Source organism: Pseudomonas sp. ADAK21, from assembly GCF_012935735.1.
Classification (GTDB): domain Bacteria; phylum Pseudomonadota; class Gammaproteobacteria; order Pseudomonadales; family Pseudomonadaceae; genus Aquipseudomonas; species Aquipseudomonas proteolytica.
Window position 1 is genome coordinate 1681071 of sequence record NZ_CP052857.1, and the last position, 17512, is coordinate 1698582.

Here is a 17512-nt window from a genome sequence, read left to right on the forward strand (position 1 = left end):
GCTACACCCTAGCCGATTTCACGTGGCACGATGTGACCGCACATTGGCCGGGATCGCATCCTCACCCCGATGGCCCTCGCGCACAGGCGCGTCCAGACTGCACTCATCAGCGCCAACCCGGCGCCCTCGTGAGGAGCATGACCATGAGTACCACCATCGCCGGCATCAAAATCCCCGACAGTGCCCTGGCCAAGGCTACCACCGAATACATCCGCGACATTGAATCCGACCTGCTCTACCACCACTCCCGTCGCGTCTTCCTGTTTGGCGCCCTGAGCGGCGAGCGCAAGCAATTGACTTACAACCCGGAGCTGCTCTACGTCGGCGCTATGTTCCATGACCTGGGCCTGGTGGCAGGCCATCGCAGCGACAACGAGCGTTTTGAAGTGGACGGCGCCAATGCTGCCGCCGCCTTTCTCAAGCCCTATGGTTTAAGCGACGACGATATCGAGCAAGTGTGGCTGTCCATTGCCCTGCACACCACGCCGGGGGTACCTCAGCACCTGCGCCCTACCGTCGCCCTGGTGACCGCTGGCGTGGAGATGGATGTGCTGGGCATGGACTACGCCGCGTTTACCCACGTGCAGCGCGAGGCAGTGGTGCATGCGCATCCACGGGGCGAAGGGTTCAAGGAATGCATCATCTGCGCGTTTGCCGACGGCTTGCGCCATCGCCCGCAGACCACGTTTGGCAACGTGAAGACCGATGTGTTGGTGGATCAGGAGCCGGGGTTCAAGCCGCTGAACTTTGTCGAGGTGATTCGCCAGTCGCCGTGGACTGCCTAATCAACTTGAAATGCAATCAAATGTGGGAGCTGGCTTGCCTGCTCCCACATTTTGACCGAGTACCGGGCTTTAGACCGGTGCTGGCGCCCGGCGTACATCCGGCTGTTTCCAGCCATCCGCTGCCGCTTCTTCGATGGCTTGCTGGATCGCCTTCTTGCGCCGCTCTTCAGCGCGACGGCTGAAGTACCACACCAGGAATGTCACCAGCGACACCGCCAGCAGGATCAGGCTGGCCACGGCGTTGATCTCGGGTTTGACCCCAAGGCGCACCGCCGAGAACACTTCCATCGGCAAGGTGGTGGAGCCCGGGCCCGAGACGAAGCTGGCCAGTACCAGGTCATCCAGGGACAGCGCGAACGACATCATGCCGCCCGCCGCCAACGACGGCGCGATCATCGGGATGGTGATCAGGAAGAACACCTTCCACGGCCGCGCACCGAGGTCCATGGCCGCTTCTTCGATCGACAGGTCCAACTCACGCAGGCGCGCCGACACCACCACCGCCACATACGCCGCACAGAACGTGGTGTGGGCGATCCAGATGGTGACAATGCCACGCTCCTGGGGCCAACCGATCATCTGCGCCATGGCCACGAACAGCAGCAACAGCGACAGACCGGTGATCACTTCCGGCATCACCAGCGGCGCCGTCACCAGGCCGCCGAACAGCGTGCGGCCCTTGAATTGGCTGATACGGGTCAGCACAAACGCCGCCAACGTACCCAGCGCCACCGCGGCCACCGCCGTGTAGCAGGCGATTTCCAGGGAGCGCGCCACCGAGCCCATCAACTGGGTGTTGTCCAGCAGGCCCACGTACCACTTGATCGACCAACCGCCCCACACCGTCACCAGTTTCGATTCGTTGAACGAATAGATCACCAGGATCAGCATCGGCAGGTAGATGAACAGCAGCCCTACGACCAGCATGAAGCTGGAGAAACTGAAGCGCTTCATACCTTGCCCTCCATCTCTTTGGCTTGGCTGCGGTTAAACAGAATGATAGGCACGATCAGGATCGCCAGCATCACCACCGCCAGGGCAGAAGCTACCGGCCAGTCGCGGTTGTTGAAGAACTCTTGCCACAACACTTTACCGATCATCAGGGTTTCCGGGCCGCCCAGCAGTTCCGGGATCACGAACTCGCCCACCACCGGGATGAACACCAGCATGCAGCCGGCGATGATGCCGTTCTTGGACAGCGGTACGGTGATTTTCCAGAAGCTGTTGAAGGTGCTCGAACCCAGGTCCGATGCCGCTTCCAGCAGGCTCTGGTCATGTTTGACCAGGTTGGCGTACAGCGGCAGGATCATGAACGGCAGGTACGAATAGACCACGCCGATATACACCGCAATGTTGGTGTTGAGGATCTGCAACGGTTCGTTGATCAACCCCATGGACATCAAAAAGCCATTGAGCAAGCCGTTGTTGCTGAGGATGCCCATCCACGCATACACGCGGATCAGGATCGCGGTCCAGGTCGGCATCATGATCAGCAGCACCAGCACGGTCTGCATCTCTTTGCGCGCACTGGCGATGGCGTAGGCCATCGGGTAGCCGATCAGCAGGCACAAGGCCGTGCTGAAAAACGCCATCTTCAACGAGCCCAGGTAGGCGGCGATGTACAGCTCGTCGCCGGCCAGCAGGCTGTAGTTGGCCAGGTTGAGCACCACCTCCAGCTTCTGCTCGATGTAGGTGTAGATCTCGGTGTAGGGCGGGATCGCCACGTCGGCTTCGGCAAAGCTGATCTTCAGGACGATGAAGAACGGCAGCATGAAGAACAGGAACAGCCACAGGAACGGAATCCCGATGACCACCTGCTTGCCGCTGGGAATTATTCGGTGCAGTCGCCGTTTGAATTTCTTCATGTTCATGAGCGAAGTACCACGCCGCTATCGTCTTCCCACCACACGTAGACCTGGTCACCCCAGGTCGGCCGCGCGCCACGGCGTTCGGCGTTGGCAACGAAGGACTGCACCAGCTTGCCGCTCGGCAGTTCGACGTAGAACACCGAGTGGCCGCCCAGGTAGGCAATGTCATGCACCTTGCCGCTGGACCAGTTGTGCTCGCAGGTCGGCATTTCGGTGGTGACCAGCAGTTTTTCCGGGCGGATGGCGTAGGTCACCGACTTGTCTTCCACCGACGTGGCGATGCCATAGCCCACGTAGATATCGCGGTCCAGGTCGGCGCACTTGAGCACCGCATGGCCTTCGGCGTCATCCACCACCACGGTGTCGAAGATGTTGACGTTGCCGATGAACTCGCACACCAGGCGGCTGGTGGGGGTTTCGTAGATATCGATCGGGCTGCCGATCTGCGCGATCCAGCCCAGGTGCATGATCGCGATGCGCTCGGCCATGGTCATGGCCTCTTCCTGGTCGTGGGTCACCATCACGCAGGTCACGCCGACGCGCTCAATGATCTCCACCAACTCCAGTTGCATCTGCGAGCGCAGCTTCTTGTCCAGAGCGCCCATCGGCTCATCGAGCAACAGCAGTTTCGGGCGTTTGGCCAAGGACCGGGCCAGGGCCACGCGCTGACGCTGGCCGCCCGACAGCTGGTGCGGCTTGCGCTTGGCGTACTGGCTCATCTGCACCAGCTTGAGCATCTCGGCCACGCGGGCCTCGACCTCGGCCTTGGGGATCTTGTCCTGTTGCAGGCCGAAGGCGATGTTCTGCGCCACGGTCATGTGTGGGAACAAGGCGTAGGACTGGAACATCATGTTGATCGGCCGCTCGTAGGGCGGCATGTCGGTGATATCCACACCGTCGAGGAAAATCCGCCCTTCGGTCGGGCGCTCGAAACCTGCGAGCATGCGCAGCAAGGTGGACTTGCCCGAACCCGAACCGCCGAGCAAGGCAAAGATCTCGCCTTTCTTGATTTCCAGGGACACATCGTCCACGGCAATCGTCTCGTCGAACTTCTTCGTGACCCGGTCGATTTTGACCAACACCTTTTTCGGTGTCTGGTCGCCCTCGAGGGCTTTCTTATAGGCGCCGGAGGCAACTGCCATTTACGAAACTCCCAGAAAAAAAGAGTGCAGAACGTCCAATACGGACGAACGTTGGATAGTTTTAGCCTTACTTGCCCGTCTTGACCTTGGTCCAGCTACGGGTCATCAAGCGTTGCACTTTCGGGGGTAGCTCGAAGTTGACAAACGTCCGGTCGAGAACCGCCTGCGGTGGATAAACCGCTTCGTCGGTGCGTATCGATTGCTCCATCAGCGTGTCCGCCCCTGGGTTAGGGTTGGCGTAGCCGACGTAATCACTGACCTGAGCGATCACTTCAGGTTGCAGTAGATAGTTGATGAAGGCGTGGGCCTCTTTGACGTTGGTCGAGTCCTTGGGGATCGCCAGCACGTCAAACCACAGGTTGCCGCCTTCCTTGGGAATCGCGTAGGCGATGTTCACGCCCTTGCCAGCCTCGGCCGCCCGGGCCTTGGCCTGGAACACATCGCCGGAGAAGCCCGCAGCCACGCAGATATTGCCGTTGGCCAGGTCCGAGATGTATTTGGAGGAGTGGAAGTAGGTCACGTAGGGCCGCACTTTCAGGAGTTTTTCCTCGGCCTTTTTATAGTCAGCCGGGTTGGTGCTGTTCGGGTCCAGGCCCATGTAGTTGAGCACCGCCGGCAGCATTTCATCGGCCGAGTCCATGAAGGACACACCGCAGCTGGCCAGCTTCTTCATGTTTTGTGGCTCGAACAGCACGGCCCACGAGTCGATCTTGTCGACGCCCAGCACTTCCTTCACTTTATCGACGTTGTAGCCAATGCCGTTGGTGCCCCACAGGTACGGCACCGCGTATTGGTTGCCCGGGTCGTTCTTTTCCAGGCGCTTGAGCAGCGCCGGGTCGAGATTGGCGTAGTTGCCGAGCAACGACTTGTCGATCTTCTGGAACGCGCCCGCCTTGATCTGCTTGCCCAGGAAGTGGTTGGACGGCACCACCACGTCATACCCGGTGCGCCCGGCCAGCAACTTGCCTTCCAGGGTTTCGTTGGAATCGAACACGTCGTAGACCGGCTTGATGCCGGTGGCCTTTTCAAAGTTGGCCAGGGTGTCGGGGCCGATGTAGTCCGACCAGTTATAAACATGCACGGTGGAAGCTGCCTGCACGCTGACTGCCAACGTGAGGCCCGCCCCTACCAGCAAGGCTTTGCGAAATAAAGAAATTGGCAAGTGGAGGTCCTCTTAAATAGTTGGGCCCGAAGTTGTTGCCCGGCAACAAAACCGGCGCGCAACTTACCCTCGATAAACCGATCCGGCAAAACTTTCTGTCATTTAATTTTTTGTAGGAGCGAGCTTGCTCGCGAAGGTCGTCAACGATAACGCGGGGCATCAGGCACCCCGCGGCGCATTTGAGTTTTTCGCGAGCAAGCTCGCTCCTACAGGTTCGTGCTTATTTACCCGACTTGATCTTGGTCCAGCTGCGCGTCAGCAGACGCTGGGTCGCGGCGGGCAGATCGCTGATTGCATACAGCTTGGCCTTCACATCATCCGACGGATAGATGCTCGGATCGCCCGAGATATCCTTGTTCACCAGCGGTGTGGCAGCCTTGTTACCGTTCGGGAAACGTACGCTGTTAGTGATTGCCGCCATGACTTCAGGCTTCATCAGGTAGTTCATGAACTGGTAGGCGGCGTCCAGGTTCTCGGCATCTTTAGGGATAGCGACCATGTCGTAGAAGCTGCCTGCGCCTTCCTTGGGAATGGCATAGGAAACCTTGACCTTGCCGCCGGCTTCAGCCGCGCGGGACTTGGATTGTTCCAGGTCACCCGAATAACCCACGGCTACGCAGATGTTGCCGTTGGCCAGGTCCGAGATGTACTTGGAGGAGTGGAAGTAGCCCACCGAAGGACGGATCTTGAGGAACAGTGCTTCGGCCTCAGCCAGTTGCTTCTTGTCCTGGCTGTCGGTCGGGTAACCCAGGTAGTGCAGGGCCACCGGGATCATTTCGGTTGGCGAGTCGAGGAAGCTCACGCCACAGCTTTTGAGTTTCTCGATGTTCTCGGGCTTGAACAGCACGTCCCACGAGTCGATCTTGTCTACGCCCAGCGCAGCCTTGACCTTGTCCGGGTTGTAGCCGATGCCGATGGTGCCCCACATGTACGGGAATGCGTGCAGGTTGCCTTTGTCACTGGCATCGCCCACGGCCTTGAGCAGGTCGGTATCGAGGTTTTTCCAGTTTGGCAGCTTGGACTTGTCCAGCTCCTGGTACACACCGGCCTTGATCTGCTTGGCCAGGAAGTTGTTCGACGGCACAACCACGTCGTAACCGGACTTGCCCGCCAACAGCTTGGCTTCCAGGGTTTCGTTGCTGTCGAAAACGTCGTACACCACTTTGATGCCGGACTCTTTCTCAAAGTTGGCAATGGTGTCCGGTGCAATGTAGTCGGACCAGTTATAGACATGCAGTACTTTGCTGTCCGCCTGGGCCGCGCCCGCCATCACGCCCATCAGGGACAAGGCCAGGAGGGTCTTGCCAGCGTTCTTCAAACCTAATGCCTTCATTCGGTCATGCTCCAATTTTTTCTTTTTTGGGCCACATTTTTCTACGTTTCATGGCCCGTCGAAGGGCAACAAAACAGGGCGACAGTCTGGCAAGTTCAGGGGCCGGCTTTCAACCAAAGCCCCGCATTTATCATTGCCCGAATGCAACAGCCGCAAGCCGCTGCATTCTGAGCCTAGCACTTAGCCCTGCAATGCCGCCAAAGTCAGGTCCAGGCACTGGCGAGCCTTGGTCACCAGCTCGTCAATCTCGGCCTTGCTGATCACCAGCGGCGGCGAAATGATCATGGTGTCGCCCACGGCGCGCATGATCAGGCCATTCTCGAAGCAGAAGGTGCGGCAGATCATGCCCACGCCCTTGCCTTCGTAACGCTTGCGCGTGGCCTTGTCCTGCACCAGCTCGATCGCACCCAACATGCCGACACCACGGACTTCGCCCACCAACGGATGATCCGCCAGCTCGCGTAGACGCTTTTGCAAATACGGTGCCGTTTCGTCATGTACACGGCTGACAATTTTCTCATCGCGCATGATGCGGATGTTTTCCAGGGCCACCGCAGCCGCCACCGGGTGACCGGAGTAGGTGAAGCCGTGGTTGAAATCGCCACCTTCGTTGAGCACTGCCACCACTTCGTCGCGCACGATCAGGCCGCCCATGGGGATGTAGCCCGAGGTCAGGCCCTTGGCGATGGTCATCATGTCCGGCTTGAGATCGTAGAAATCGCTACCGAACCACTCACCGGTACGGCCGAAGCCGCAGATCACTTCGTCGGCGACAAACAGGATGTCGTACTTGGCGAGGATTTCCTTGATGCGCGGCCAGTAGGTCGCTGGCGGCACAATCACGCCACCGGCGCCCTGGATCGGCTCGGCAATAAAGGCACCGACGTTGTCCACGCCGACTTCCAGAATCTTCTCTTCCAGTTGGTTGGCCGCCCAGATCCCGAACTCTTCGGGGCTCATGTCGCCGCCTTCGCCGAACCAGTACGGCTGCGCGATATGCACGATGCCCGGGATCGGCAAGTCGCCCTGCTCGTGCATATAGGTCATGCCGCCCAGGCTCGCGCCGGCCACCGTGGAGCCGTGATAACCGTTCTTGCGGCTGATGATGGTTTTCTTGTTTGGCTGGCCCTTGATCGCCCAGTAGTGGCGGACCATGCGCAACATGGTGTCGTTGCCTTCGGAGCCGGAGCCGGTGAAGAACACATGGTTCATGCCGGCGGGGGCGATATCGGCGATGGCCTTGGCCAGTTCCAGCACCGGCGGGTGGGCGGTCTGGAAGAACAGGTTGTAGTAAGGCAGTTGTTTCATCTGCTTGGCGGCGGCGTCAGCCAGCTCGTCGCGGCCATAACCGATGGCCACGCACCACAGGCCGGCCATGCCGTCGAGGATCTTGTTGCCTTCGCTGTCCCACAGGTACACGCCCTTGGCGTTGGTGATGATGCGCGGGCCTTTCTCTTTCAACTGCTTGAAGTCGCTGAACGGTGCCAGGTGATGCTCGTTGCTCAGGGCTTGCCATTCACGGGTTTGCGGGTTGTTGCTGGACATACCAATCTCCAATAGGTAGGTGAAGGTGCGGCGTATCCCGGCCGCACCCGGCGCATCAGACGGCGAAGAGCAGGAATTCCCGCTCCCACGAACTGATCACGCGCTTGAAGTTTTCATGCTCGGCCCGCTTGACCGCGACGTAGCCAGTGATGAATTTGTGACCCAGGTATTTCTCGATGGTCTTGCTGTTTTCCATGCGTTCCAGCGCGTCTTCGATGGTCAACGGCAGGCGCAGGTTGCGCCGCTCGTAACCACGCCCCACAACAGGCGCGCTTGGGCTGATGCCTTCGACCATGCCGATATAGCCACACAGCAGGCTGGCGGCGATCGCCAGGTACGGGTTGGCATCGGCGCCCGGCAGGCGGTTTTCCACGCGACGGTTCTGCGGGCCGGCATCCGGTACGCGCAGGCCGACGGTGCGGTTTTCTTCGCCCCACTCCACGTTCACCGGCGCCGAGGTGTCGGGCAGGAAGCGGCGGAACGAGTTGACGTTGGGCGCGAACAGCGGCAGCAGCTCGGGGATGAACTTCTGCAGGCCGCCGATGTGGTGCAGGAACAGCTCGCTCTTGGAACCGTCCTCATTGGAGAACACGTTCTTGCCGGTGGCGATGTCGATGATGCTCTGGTGCAGGTGCATGGCGCTGCCCGGCTCACCGGTCATGGGCTTGGCCATGAAGGTGGCGGCCACGTTGTGCTTGAGCGCGGCTTCACGCATGGTGCGCTTGAACACCAGGATCTGGTCGGCCAGGGACAGGGCATCGCCGTGACGGAAGTTGATTTCCATCTGCGCCGTGCCGTCCTCGTGGATCAGGGTGTCGAGGTCCAGCTCTTGCAGCTCGCACCAGTCATAGACGTCTTCGAACAACGGGTCGAATTCGTTGGCCGCTTCTATAGAGAAGGACTGGCGACCGGTTTCCGGGCGGCCAGAGCGGCCAATCGGCGGTTGCAGCGGGAAGTCCGGGTCTTCGCAGCGCTTGGTCAGGTAGAACTCCATCTCCGGCGCCACGATGGGCTGCCAGCCTTTGTCGGCGTAGAGCTTGAGGACTTTCTTGAGTACGTTGCGCGGCGACAGCTCGATCGGGTTGCCTTGCTTGTCGTAGGTGTCGTGGATCACCTGGGCGGTGGGCTCGATGGCCCAGGGCACGAGGAACACGGCGTTCTGGTCGGGGCGGCAGATCATGTCGATGTCGGCCGGGTCGAGCAGTTCGTAATAGATGTCGTCTTCGACATAGTCGCCGGTCACGGTCTGCAACAGAACGCTCTCGGGCAGGCGCATGCCTTTTTCGGCGATGAACTTGTTGGTCGGCGAGATCTTGCCCCGGGTGATCCCCGTGAGGTCGCCAATCATGCATTCGACTTCTGTGATCTTGTGGTCTTTCAACCAATCGGTGAGCTGGTCGAGGTTGTTACTCATAAATGCCTCTGGGCTGGGTTTCCTGACATCCATTAAAGGTCAGGCGTTGTTTGACGCGTGCGCGTCTCTTTGTTTCGCCCGCGTTCGGCAGGCATCGCCAAATGCCTGGAAGATCGCGAGGTAGTACGGGTTGGAGCTTACCTGCCATTCAGGGTGCCATTGCACTCCTAATGCAAAAGCGTCTGCAAAAGCCTTGCCCTGTTTGAGCGAAAAAGCCTCGATCAGGCCGTCCGGCGCGCTCGCTTCGACCTGCAGGCCGGGCGCCAGGCGGTCAACGCCCTGGCTGTGGATCGAGTTGACCTGGATCGTGTCCGGCAAGCCCAGGCTCGCCAATACACCACCCGGGCTGATCGCCACGGCGTGCGCCGGGCCGTACTGGACTTCCAGCGGCTGGGTATCGTCTTCGCGGTGGTCGAGCATACCCGGCAACTCATGAACCTTCTGGTGCAGGCTGCCGCCCAGGGCCACGTTCATTTCCTGGAAGCCCCGGCAGATCCCCAGCACCGGCACGCCTGCGGCAATCGCGGCGCGAATCAGCGCCAGGGTGCTCTGGTCACGGGCAGGATCATGGGCAGTCCCTGGCGCGCTGGCCGGACCGTCATAATGAAAGGGTTCGATATTGGAAGGTGAGCCGGTAAAGAGAATGCCGTCCAGACCGTCAAGAATATTGGCCGGTTCGAACAGGTCCGCCAGGGACGGAATAATCAATGGCAGGCCCTTGGCAGCGATGGCCACGGCGCGGACGTATTTGTCGCCACTGATGTGATAAGCATGCAGACCAACCTGTTTGGAGCAGGCGGTGACGCCGATTAACGGCAGGCCAGACATGAAGCACCCCGGTATTATTGCTGTTATGGGTTTGAATCGAGCTTAGCCTTGTTCATTTTTTTACACAACACCCCCGTAAAAAATACAACACGGCCCGCTCAAGCCTGCCAGTCCCAAGCCGGGCAAACCGATAAAACTGCCCAAAAAAGCCGCAAAAAAGCCCTCAAGGCGCTTTTTTAGGGCAAAAAAGGCCTCGCTTGACTTCGGCATGCCGTTCGGGTTGACTGAAACCAGAAAAGATCAATGATTGATATTTTTAACAACAAAGGTGTTGCATCATGTCGGTACCCCCGCGTGCCGTTCAGCTTAACGAAGCGAACGCGTTCCTTAAGGATCATCCTGAGGTTCTGTACGTAGACCTTCTAATTGCGGATATGAATGGTGTGGTGCGCGGTAAGCGCATCGAACGCACCAGCCTCCACAAGGTTTACGAGAAAGGCATCAACTTGCCTGCCTCTTTATTTGCCCTGGATATCAATGGCTCGACGGTGGAAAGCACCGGCCTGGGTCTGGACATCGGTGATGCTGACCGAATCTGTTATCCAATCCCCGATACCCTGTGCAATGAACCCTGGCAAAAGCGCCCTACCGCGCAACTGCTGATGACCATGCACGAACTTGAAGGTGAACCTTTCTTCGCCGATCCGCGCGAAGTGCTCCGCCAAGTTGTAACCAAGTTTGACGATATGGGCCTGACCATCTGCGCAGCCTTCGAGCTTGAGTTCTACCTGATCGACCAGGAGAACGTGAACGGCCGCCCACAACCTCCCCGCTCGCCGATTTCCGGCAAACGCCCGCACTCGACACAGGTCTACCTGATCGACGACCTCGACGAATACGTCGACTGCCTCCAGGACATTCTGGAAGGTGCCAAAGAGCAAGGCATCCCGGCCGACGCCATCGTCAAGGAAAGTGCCCCGGCGCAGTTCGAAGTGAACCTGCACCACGTCGCCGACCCGATCAAGGCATGCGACTACGCGGTACTGCTCAAGCGTTTGATCAAGAACATTGCCTACGACCATGAGATGGACACCACCTTCATGGCCAAGCCTTACCCGGGCCAGGCAGGCAATGGTTTGCACGTGCATATTTCGATCCTGGACAAAGAAGGCAAGAACATCTTTGCCAGCGAGGATCCCGAGCAGAACGCCGCATTGCGTCACGCGATCGGCGGTGTGCTGGAGACCCTGCCTGCACAAATGGCTTTCCTGTGCCCCAACGTCAACTCCTACCGTCGTTTCGGCGCACAGTTCTACGTGCCGAACTCGCCGTGCTGGGGCCTGGACAACCGCACCGTGGCGATTCGCGTCCCTACCGGCTCGTCCGACGCGGTACGTATCGAACACCGCGTGGCCGGCGCCGATGCCAACCCTTACCTGCTGATGGCTTCGGTCCTGGCGGGCGTGCACCACGGTCTGACCAACAAGATCGAACCTGGCGCACCGGTGGAAGGCAACAGCTACGAGCAGAACGAGCAAAGCCTGCCGAACAACCTGCGTGACGCACTGCGCGAGTTGGACGACAGCGAGGTGATGGCCAAGTACATCGATCCGAAATACATCGATATCTTCGTCGCCTGCAAGGAAAGCGAGCTGGAGGAGTTCGAACACTCCATCTCCGACCTTGAGTACAACTGGTACCTGCATACCGTGTAAACGGATTGTGGTGAGCGGGCTTGTCTGTGGCGAGCCCTAGCCACAACAAGCCCACTCACCACAAAAAAGCCCTAGCCACAACAGGCCCACTCACCACAAACAAACCTGCTCCCCACAACAAGCCCTATCTGTACCGATATGGATCTCTGCGTACAATGCGCTCTGCCTTGTAGGAGACTTCCATGACCACCCGCCCCGCCGCCCCTCGCAAACCCCGCGCCCGCAGCCAGGCCCGGATCGACGCGATCCTCGACGCCGCCCGCACCTTGCTGGCAGCCGAAGGCGTGGCCAGCCTGTCGATCTACAGCGTGGCCGAACGGGCGCAGATTCCGCCGTCATCGGTGTATCACTTTTTCGCCAGCGTACCGGCCTTGCTCGAAGCATTGACGGCTGACGTACACGCCGCATTCCGCGCCGCGCTACAAGCCCCCATCGACCACGACAGCCTGCATCACTGGCGCGACCTGTCGCGCGTGGTGGAGCTGCGCATGCTGACCATCTACAGCAACGACGCCGCCGCCCGGCAATTGATCCTCGCCCAGCACGGCCTCACCGAAGTGACCCAGGCCGACCGCCAGCATGACCTGGAGTTGGGGGACTTGATGCTGCAAGTGTTCAACCGCCACTTTGAAGTGCCGGTGCTGCCGGCAGATGTGGACGTGTTTGCCCTGGCGCTGGAGCTAAGCGACCGCGTTTACGCGCGCTCAGTGCATCAGCATGGGCAGATCACCCCGCGCATGGCGGAGGAAGGGATGCGGGTGTTTGATGCGTATGTGGGGCTTTATTTGCCGGTGTTTTTGCCTAAGCGATAAGGGTTGTGGTGACTGGGCCGGCCTCTTCGCGAGCAAGCCCGCTCCCACATTCGACCGCATTCCCATGTTGGAAATCGGTCGAATGTGGGAGCTGGCTTGCCTGCGATAGCGGTCGAAAGCCGATCACAGCTTGGCGATCGACACCTCGGTGGACTTCACAAACGCAATCACTTCACTGCCAATCACCAACTCCAGCTCTTTCACCGAGCGGGTGGTGATCACGGAGGTGACGATGCCGGACGCGGTCTGCACGTCGATTTCCGACAGTACGTCGCCTTCGACGATTTCCTTGATGGTGCCTTTGAACTGGTTACGCACGTTGATCGCTTTGATAGTCATGGTGTTACTCCTTAAGGGACAAGTGAGTTATTGCGCCCAACGCAATTGCGTAGGCAACGGTGAAACAGGTTCCGGCTCCGGCGGCGTGCCGGGCAGTGACAGCACACGGTTGAGGACTTCGGTTTCCAGGGCCGCCAGGCGATGGGAGCCACGGACCCGCGGGCGTGGCAGTTCCACATGCAGGTCGAGGCCGATTTCGCCGTCTTCGATCAGGATTACCCGGTCGGCAATGGCCACGGCTTCGCTGACGTCATGGGTCACCAGCAACACGGTAAAACCGTGCTTGCGCCACAGGTTTTCGATCAGTTGCTGCATCTCGATGCGGGTCAGGGCATCCAGCGCACCCAAGGGCTCATCCAGCAGCAACAGGCGCGGCTGGTGAATCAGGGCGCGGGCCAGGGCCACCCGTTGTTTCTGGCCACCGGACAACGCCGCCGGCCATTCATCGGCACGCTCGGCCAGGCCGACCGCTTCCAGCGCCTCAAGCGCCTGGGGCCGCCAGTTGCCTTTTAGGCCCAGGCCGACGTTATCGATGATCTTTTTCCACGGCAGCAGGCGTGCTTCCTGGAACATCAGCCGCGTGTCTTCGAGCGCTTCGCTCAGGGGTGCAGAGCCTGCAAGCAACTCGCCACTGCTGGCGCTATCAAGGCCGGCCAGCAGGCGCAGCAAGGTACTTTTGCCACAGCCACTGCGGCCCACTACAGCCACGAACTGGCCCGCCGGGATGTGCAGGTCAATCTCGCGCAGGACTTCCCGCGCGCCGAACGCCTTGCGCAGCTTGCGCACCGCTAACGGAATGCCCCGCAGCAGGCGTGGAGGTTGTTGAGCGGTCATGCCGCACCTCCTTTGTGTACTTGATAGGCCGGATGCCAGCGCAGCCACACCCGCTCCAGGCCACGCGCCGCGAGGTCCGCCAATTTGCCGAGCACCGCGTACAGCACAATCGCCAGCACCACCACGTCGGTTTGCAGGAACTCCCGGGCATTCATCGCCAGGTAGCCGATACCGGAGCTGGCGGAAATGGTTTCCGCGACGATCAGCGTCAGCCACATAAAGCCCAGGGCAAAACGCACCCCCACCAGGATCGATGGCAACGCGCCCGGCAGGATCACTTGGCGAAACAGGCTGAAACCCGACAAGCCATAACTGCGCGCCATCTCCACCAGTGCCGGATCGACGTTGCGGATGCCGTGATAGGTGTTGAGGTAGATAGGGAACAGCGTGCCGAGGGCGACCAGGAAAATCTTCGCCGTCTCATCAATGCCGAACCACAAAATCACCAGCGGGATCAGCGCCAGGTGCGGCACGTTGCGAATCATCTGCACCGAGCTGTCCAGCAGGCGCTCGCCCCATTTCGACAGGCCGGTGATAAAACCCAGGGCCAGGCCGATACCGCCGCCGATCACAAAACCCAGGCCCGCGCGCCAGCCGCTGATGGCCAGGTGGGTCCAGATCTCACCGCTACTGACCAGGTGCACGCCGGCCGCAATCACTGCGCTGGGGGCCGGCAAAATCCGGGTCGACAGCCAGCCCGCCGACACCGACAACTGCCACACCGCCAGCAACAGGATCGGCAGTGCCCAAGGCGCCAGCCGATGCAGAATCCGTTGACTATTCATGACGGCGCCTCAGCTCTGCGACGCGGCTTTGGGAAGAATGTCGTTGGCCACCATCTCGCCAAACGGGCTGACGTAACCGGCACTTTTCGGCAGCTCGGGACGTTCGATATCCAGGTGCGGGAACAGCAACTCTGCAACCCGGTACGACTCTTCCAGGTGTGGATAACCGGAGAAAATAAAGGTGTCGATGCCCAGGTCCGCGTACTCCTTGACCCGCGCCGCCACGGTCGGCCCATCGCCCACCAGTGCCGTGCCGGCGCCGCCGCGTACCAGGCCGACGCCGGCCCACAGGTTGGGGCTGACTTCGAGGTTGTCGCGACTGCCACCATGCAAGGCGGCCATGCGCTGCTGGCCCACCGAATCAAAGCGCGACAGCGAGGCCTGGGCACGTGCGATGGTGTCGTCGTCCAGATGGGAGATCAGTTTGTCGGCGGCTTTCCATGCCTCCTCGTTGGTTTCACGCACGATCACATGCAAGCGAATACCGAAGCGCACGGTGCGCCCAAGCTTGGCCGCCTTGACCCGTACCTGCTGGATTTTTTCCGCGACTGCCGCTGGTGGTTCGCCCCAGGTCAGGACCATTTCCACTTGTTCGGCTGCCAGGTCCTGGGCCGCTTCGGAAGAACCGCCGAAATACAACGGCGGGCGTGGCTGCTGGATCGGCGGGTAGAGCAACTTGGCGCCTTTGACGCTGATGTGCTGGCCGTCGTAGTCCACGGTTTCGCCTTCCAGCACGCGCCGCCAGATGCGGGTGAATTCCACCGAGGCCTGGTAGCGCTCCTCATGGCTGAGGAACAGGCCATCACCGGCCAGCTCTTCTGGATCACCACCGGTCACCAGGTTGAACAGCGCCCGTCCACCGGACAGCCGGTCCAGGGTCGCTGCCTGACGCGCCGCCACCGTCGGGGAAATGATCCCGGGGCGCAGGGCAACCAGAAATTTCAGACGCTGGGTCACCGGAATCAGCGAGGCGGCCACCAGCCACGAGTCTTCGCAAGAACGACCGGTGGGGATCAGTACCCCGCCAAAGCCCAGGCGATCAGCGGCCTGGGCCACCTGCTGCAGATAACCGTGGTCTACGGCGCGAGCGCCTTCGGCGGTGCCAAGGTAATGGCCGTCGCCGTGGGTAGGCAGGAACCAGAAAATATTGAGGCTCATGGAGTTGTCTCCTGAAGAAGTCGGATTACGGCGCTTTGGCAACGGTCGCAGGTGGCGTCCAGATCACGTCCTTGATGCTCAAGGGCTTGGGAATCAATTTGAGCTGGTAGAAGGTGTCAGCGATTTTCTGCTGCGCGGCGACCACTTCCGGGGTCAGGAACAGCGCACCGTAGCCCTGGCGTTTGACCGAGGTCAGGGTGATGTCAGCCGGCAGGCCGAGCAGCGGCGCAACTTGTTGGGTGACTTCCTGGGGGTTGGCCTTGGACCATTCGCCTACGGCCCGCACTTCTTCCACCAGCGCCTTGATCACGTCCGGATGTTTTTCGGTATAGGGCTTGGTGGCCAGGTAGAACTGGTGGTTGTCGGCAATGCCGGTGGCGTCACGTAGGGTGCGAGCTTGCAGTTGTTGCTCGGCGGCCGCCTGGTACGGGTCCCAGATGACCCAGGCGTCGACACTGCCACGTTCGAAGGCGGCACGGGCGTCGGCGGGCGGCAGGAACACGGTCTGTACGTCGGTGTATTTCAGGCCGGCGTCTTCCAGGGCGCGCACCAGCAGGTAATGCACGTTGGAGCCTTTGTTGAGCACGACTTTCTTGCCCTTGAGCTCGGCCACCGATTTGATCGGCGAGTCCTTGGGTACCAGGATGGCCTCGCTGGTCGGCGCTGGCGGTTCGTAGGCGACGTAGAGCAGATCGGCACCGGCGGCCTGGGCGAACACCGGTGGGGTTTCGCCGGTGACGCCAAAGTCGATGGAGCCGACATTCAGCCCTTCGAGCAACTGCGGGCCACCGGGAAACTCGGTCCACTGCACGTTCACGCCCTGGTCGGCCAGGCGTTTTTCCAGGGTGCCCTTGGCCTTGAGCAGCACCAGGGTGCCGTATTTCTGATAACCGATCCGCAGGGTTTCAGCGGCCTGGGCTTGAACAATGGCGCCGAAGGACACAGCCGCAGCAAACAGTGCGACCAGGCCCCGACGCAAGATGACAGTGCGCATGGCGCTCTCCAAATTGACGGTTAGGGTTGTGGCTGCACCTGCTTGGCCGTTGGCGGCTGAGTAAGGTGAGGGATTCTGGTAATGGGGTGTGGCTCAAATGCTCCAGCGAGCACTCAACAAACGTTCATTCAACACATGGGGGTCCAGCGGTTGCGGGCGGCGGGCCATGGCGCTGTAGAACTGCTCCAGGGCTTCGCTCAAGCGTTGTTCAAGGATCGGCACCAACTGTGCCTGGGCACTGCCTTCGCCATAGGCGATCTGGCTGTCCTCGGCAAAAATCCCGTGTAGCAGCTCCTGGGCTTTGAGTGCCGACAGCACTGGCTTCAAGGCGTAATCCACCGCCAGCATGTGGGCAATGCTGCCGCCGGTGGCCATGGGCAATACCACTTTGTGGGCCAGGGCGCGTTCCGGCAGCAGGTCGAGGACGGTTTTCAGCGCGCCGGAAAACGAGGCCTTGTACACCGGCGTGGCGATCAGCAAACCATCGGCATTGGCCACCTGGGCCAGCAGGTCGAGGACCTTCGGGCTGTCGAAGCGGGCATACAACAAATCTTCGGCCGGGAAGTCCCGTACCTGATAACTCACCACTTCCACGCCTTGCTGCTGCAACCAGCGCCGGGAGTGATCCAGCAAGACCCCGGAGCGGGAACGCTGACTGGGACTGCCACCAAGTGTTACGACCAGCATCTGGAGTTTCCTTGAGCAAGTGTCGGCGGTTCGCGGTGCGGCGATGGCGCCAAGATGGAACAGACCTTATCAGCAGATTTATATATCTATAAATCTTATTTTTTCATTTGTTTATTCTTAAATTGCATATAAGAAAAATCATTTATAAGGCGAAAAAAAAGGCCGTCGAGA

Annotated in this window: 17 protein-coding genes; 3 read left to right on the forward strand and 14 right to left on the reverse strand. The window is 60.2% G+C overall.

The features are described from left to right. The first annotated feature begins 143 nt into the window (after positions 1-143). On the forward strand, positions 144-785 hold the full coding sequence (locus HKK57_RS07720) for an HD domain-containing protein (RefSeq protein ID WP_070994004.1): 642 nt from the start codon (positions 144-146) through the stop codon (positions 783-785). Positions 786-854: 69 nt separating this feature from the next. Here HKK57_RS07720 and HKK57_RS07725 read toward each other — a convergent pair whose 3' ends face one another. The 8 genes from HKK57_RS07725 to HKK57_RS07760 all read right to left on the reverse strand — a co-directional run bounded on the left by HKK57_RS07725 (position 855) and on the right by HKK57_RS07760 (position 10077). Then, positions 855-1739, reverse strand: coding sequence for an ABC transporter permease subunit (locus HKK57_RS07725; RefSeq protein ID WP_029289445.1), 885 nt, complete (start codon positions 1737-1739; stop codon positions 855-857). Next, positions 1736-2656 carry an ABC transporter permease subunit gene (locus tag HKK57_RS07730; RefSeq protein WP_029289447.1) on the reverse strand — a complete coding sequence of 307 codons (921 nt, stop codon included), beginning with the start codon at positions 2654-2656 and terminating at the stop codon, positions 1736-1738. The genes HKK57_RS07725 and HKK57_RS07730 overlap by 4 nt, the downstream gene beginning before the upstream one ends. Next, positions 2653-3795, reverse strand: coding sequence for an ABC transporter ATP-binding protein (locus HKK57_RS07735; RefSeq protein ID WP_029289449.1), 1143 nt, complete (start codon positions 3793-3795; stop codon positions 2653-2655). Before HKK57_RS07735 ends, HKK57_RS07730 begins: the two co-directional genes overlap by 4 nt. A gap of 67 nt (positions 3796-3862) precedes the next feature. Next, entirely contained in the window at positions 3863-4957 is a 1095-nt protein-coding gene (locus HKK57_RS07740; RefSeq protein ID WP_029289451.1) for a polyamine ABC transporter substrate-binding protein, read from the reverse strand. Positions 4958-5177: 220 nt separating this feature from the next. Continuing rightward, the gene (locus tag HKK57_RS07745; protein WP_029289453.1) at positions 5178-6275 is read right to left on the reverse strand and encodes a polyamine ABC transporter substrate-binding protein; all 1098 of its coding nucleotides are present in this window, start codon (positions 6273-6275) and stop codon (positions 5178-5180) included. Between the two features lie 195 nt (positions 6276-6470). Beyond that, entirely contained in the window at positions 6471-7835 is a 1365-nt protein-coding gene (locus HKK57_RS07750) for an aspartate aminotransferase family protein (protein WP_029289455.1), read from the reverse strand. 55 nt (positions 7836-7890) lie between these two features. Next, the gene (locus HKK57_RS07755; protein ID WP_029289457.1) at positions 7891-9249 is read right to left on the reverse strand and encodes a glutamine synthetase family protein; all 1359 of its coding nucleotides are present in this window, start codon (positions 9247-9249) and stop codon (positions 7891-7893) included. 39 nt (positions 9250-9288) lie between these two features. Further along, positions 9289-10077 (reverse strand): gamma-glutamyl-gamma-aminobutyrate hydrolase family protein, encoded by a 789-nt coding sequence (locus HKK57_RS07760; protein WP_169390002.1) that lies wholly within the window; start codon positions 10075-10077, stop codon positions 9289-9291. Positions 10078-10355: 278 nt separating this feature from the next. Here HKK57_RS07760 and HKK57_RS07765 point away from each other — a divergent pair, with 278 nt between their 5' ends. Both HKK57_RS07765 and HKK57_RS07770 read left to right on the forward strand, forming a co-directional pair. Then, positions 10356-11732 (forward strand): glutamine synthetase family protein, encoded by a 1377-nt coding sequence (locus tag HKK57_RS07765; protein ID WP_029289461.1) that lies wholly within the window; start codon positions 10356-10358, stop codon positions 11730-11732. A gap of 182 nt (positions 11733-11914) precedes the next feature. Next, entirely contained in the window at positions 11915-12544 is a 630-nt protein-coding gene (locus HKK57_RS07770; protein ID WP_029289463.1) for a TetR/AcrR family transcriptional regulator, read from the forward strand. A gap of 123 nt (positions 12545-12667) precedes the next feature. Here HKK57_RS07770 and HKK57_RS07775 read toward each other — a convergent pair whose 3' ends face one another. The 6 genes from HKK57_RS07775 to ssuE form a co-directional block, all read right to left on the reverse strand. Beyond that, on the reverse strand, positions 12668-12883 hold the full coding sequence (locus tag HKK57_RS07775; protein ID WP_003213899.1) for a TOBE domain-containing protein: 216 nt from the start codon (positions 12881-12883) through the stop codon (positions 12668-12670). A gap of 27 nt (positions 12884-12910) precedes the next feature. Then, a complete protein-coding gene (gene ssuB, locus HKK57_RS07780; RefSeq protein WP_032858910.1) occupies positions 12911-13717 on the reverse strand; it encodes an aliphatic sulfonates ABC transporter ATP-binding protein in 807 nt (268 codons plus the stop codon). Beyond that, positions 13714-14502 (reverse strand): aliphatic sulfonate ABC transporter permease SsuC, encoded by a 789-nt coding sequence (gene ssuC, locus HKK57_RS07785; protein ID WP_029289469.1) that lies wholly within the window; start codon positions 14500-14502, stop codon positions 13714-13716. Before ssuC ends, ssuB begins: the two co-directional genes overlap by 4 nt. A 9-nt stretch (positions 14503-14511) precedes the next feature. Next, positions 14512-15660 carry an FMNH2-dependent alkanesulfonate monooxygenase gene (gene ssuD / locus HKK57_RS07790; RefSeq protein ID WP_029289471.1) on the reverse strand — a complete coding sequence of 383 codons (1149 nt, stop codon included), beginning with the start codon at positions 15658-15660 and terminating at the stop codon, positions 14512-14514. A gap of 25 nt (positions 15661-15685) precedes the next feature. After that, positions 15686-16654, reverse strand: a complete 969-nt coding sequence (locus tag HKK57_RS07795) for a sulfonate ABC transporter substrate-binding protein (protein ID WP_169390003.1) — start codon at positions 16652-16654, stop codon at positions 15686-15688. Between the two features lie 93 nt (positions 16655-16747). Next, entirely contained in the window at positions 16748-17341 is a 594-nt protein-coding gene (gene ssuE, locus HKK57_RS07800) for an NADPH-dependent FMN reductase (protein WP_038444301.1), read from the reverse strand. Positions 17342-17512 lie beyond the last annotated feature (171 nt).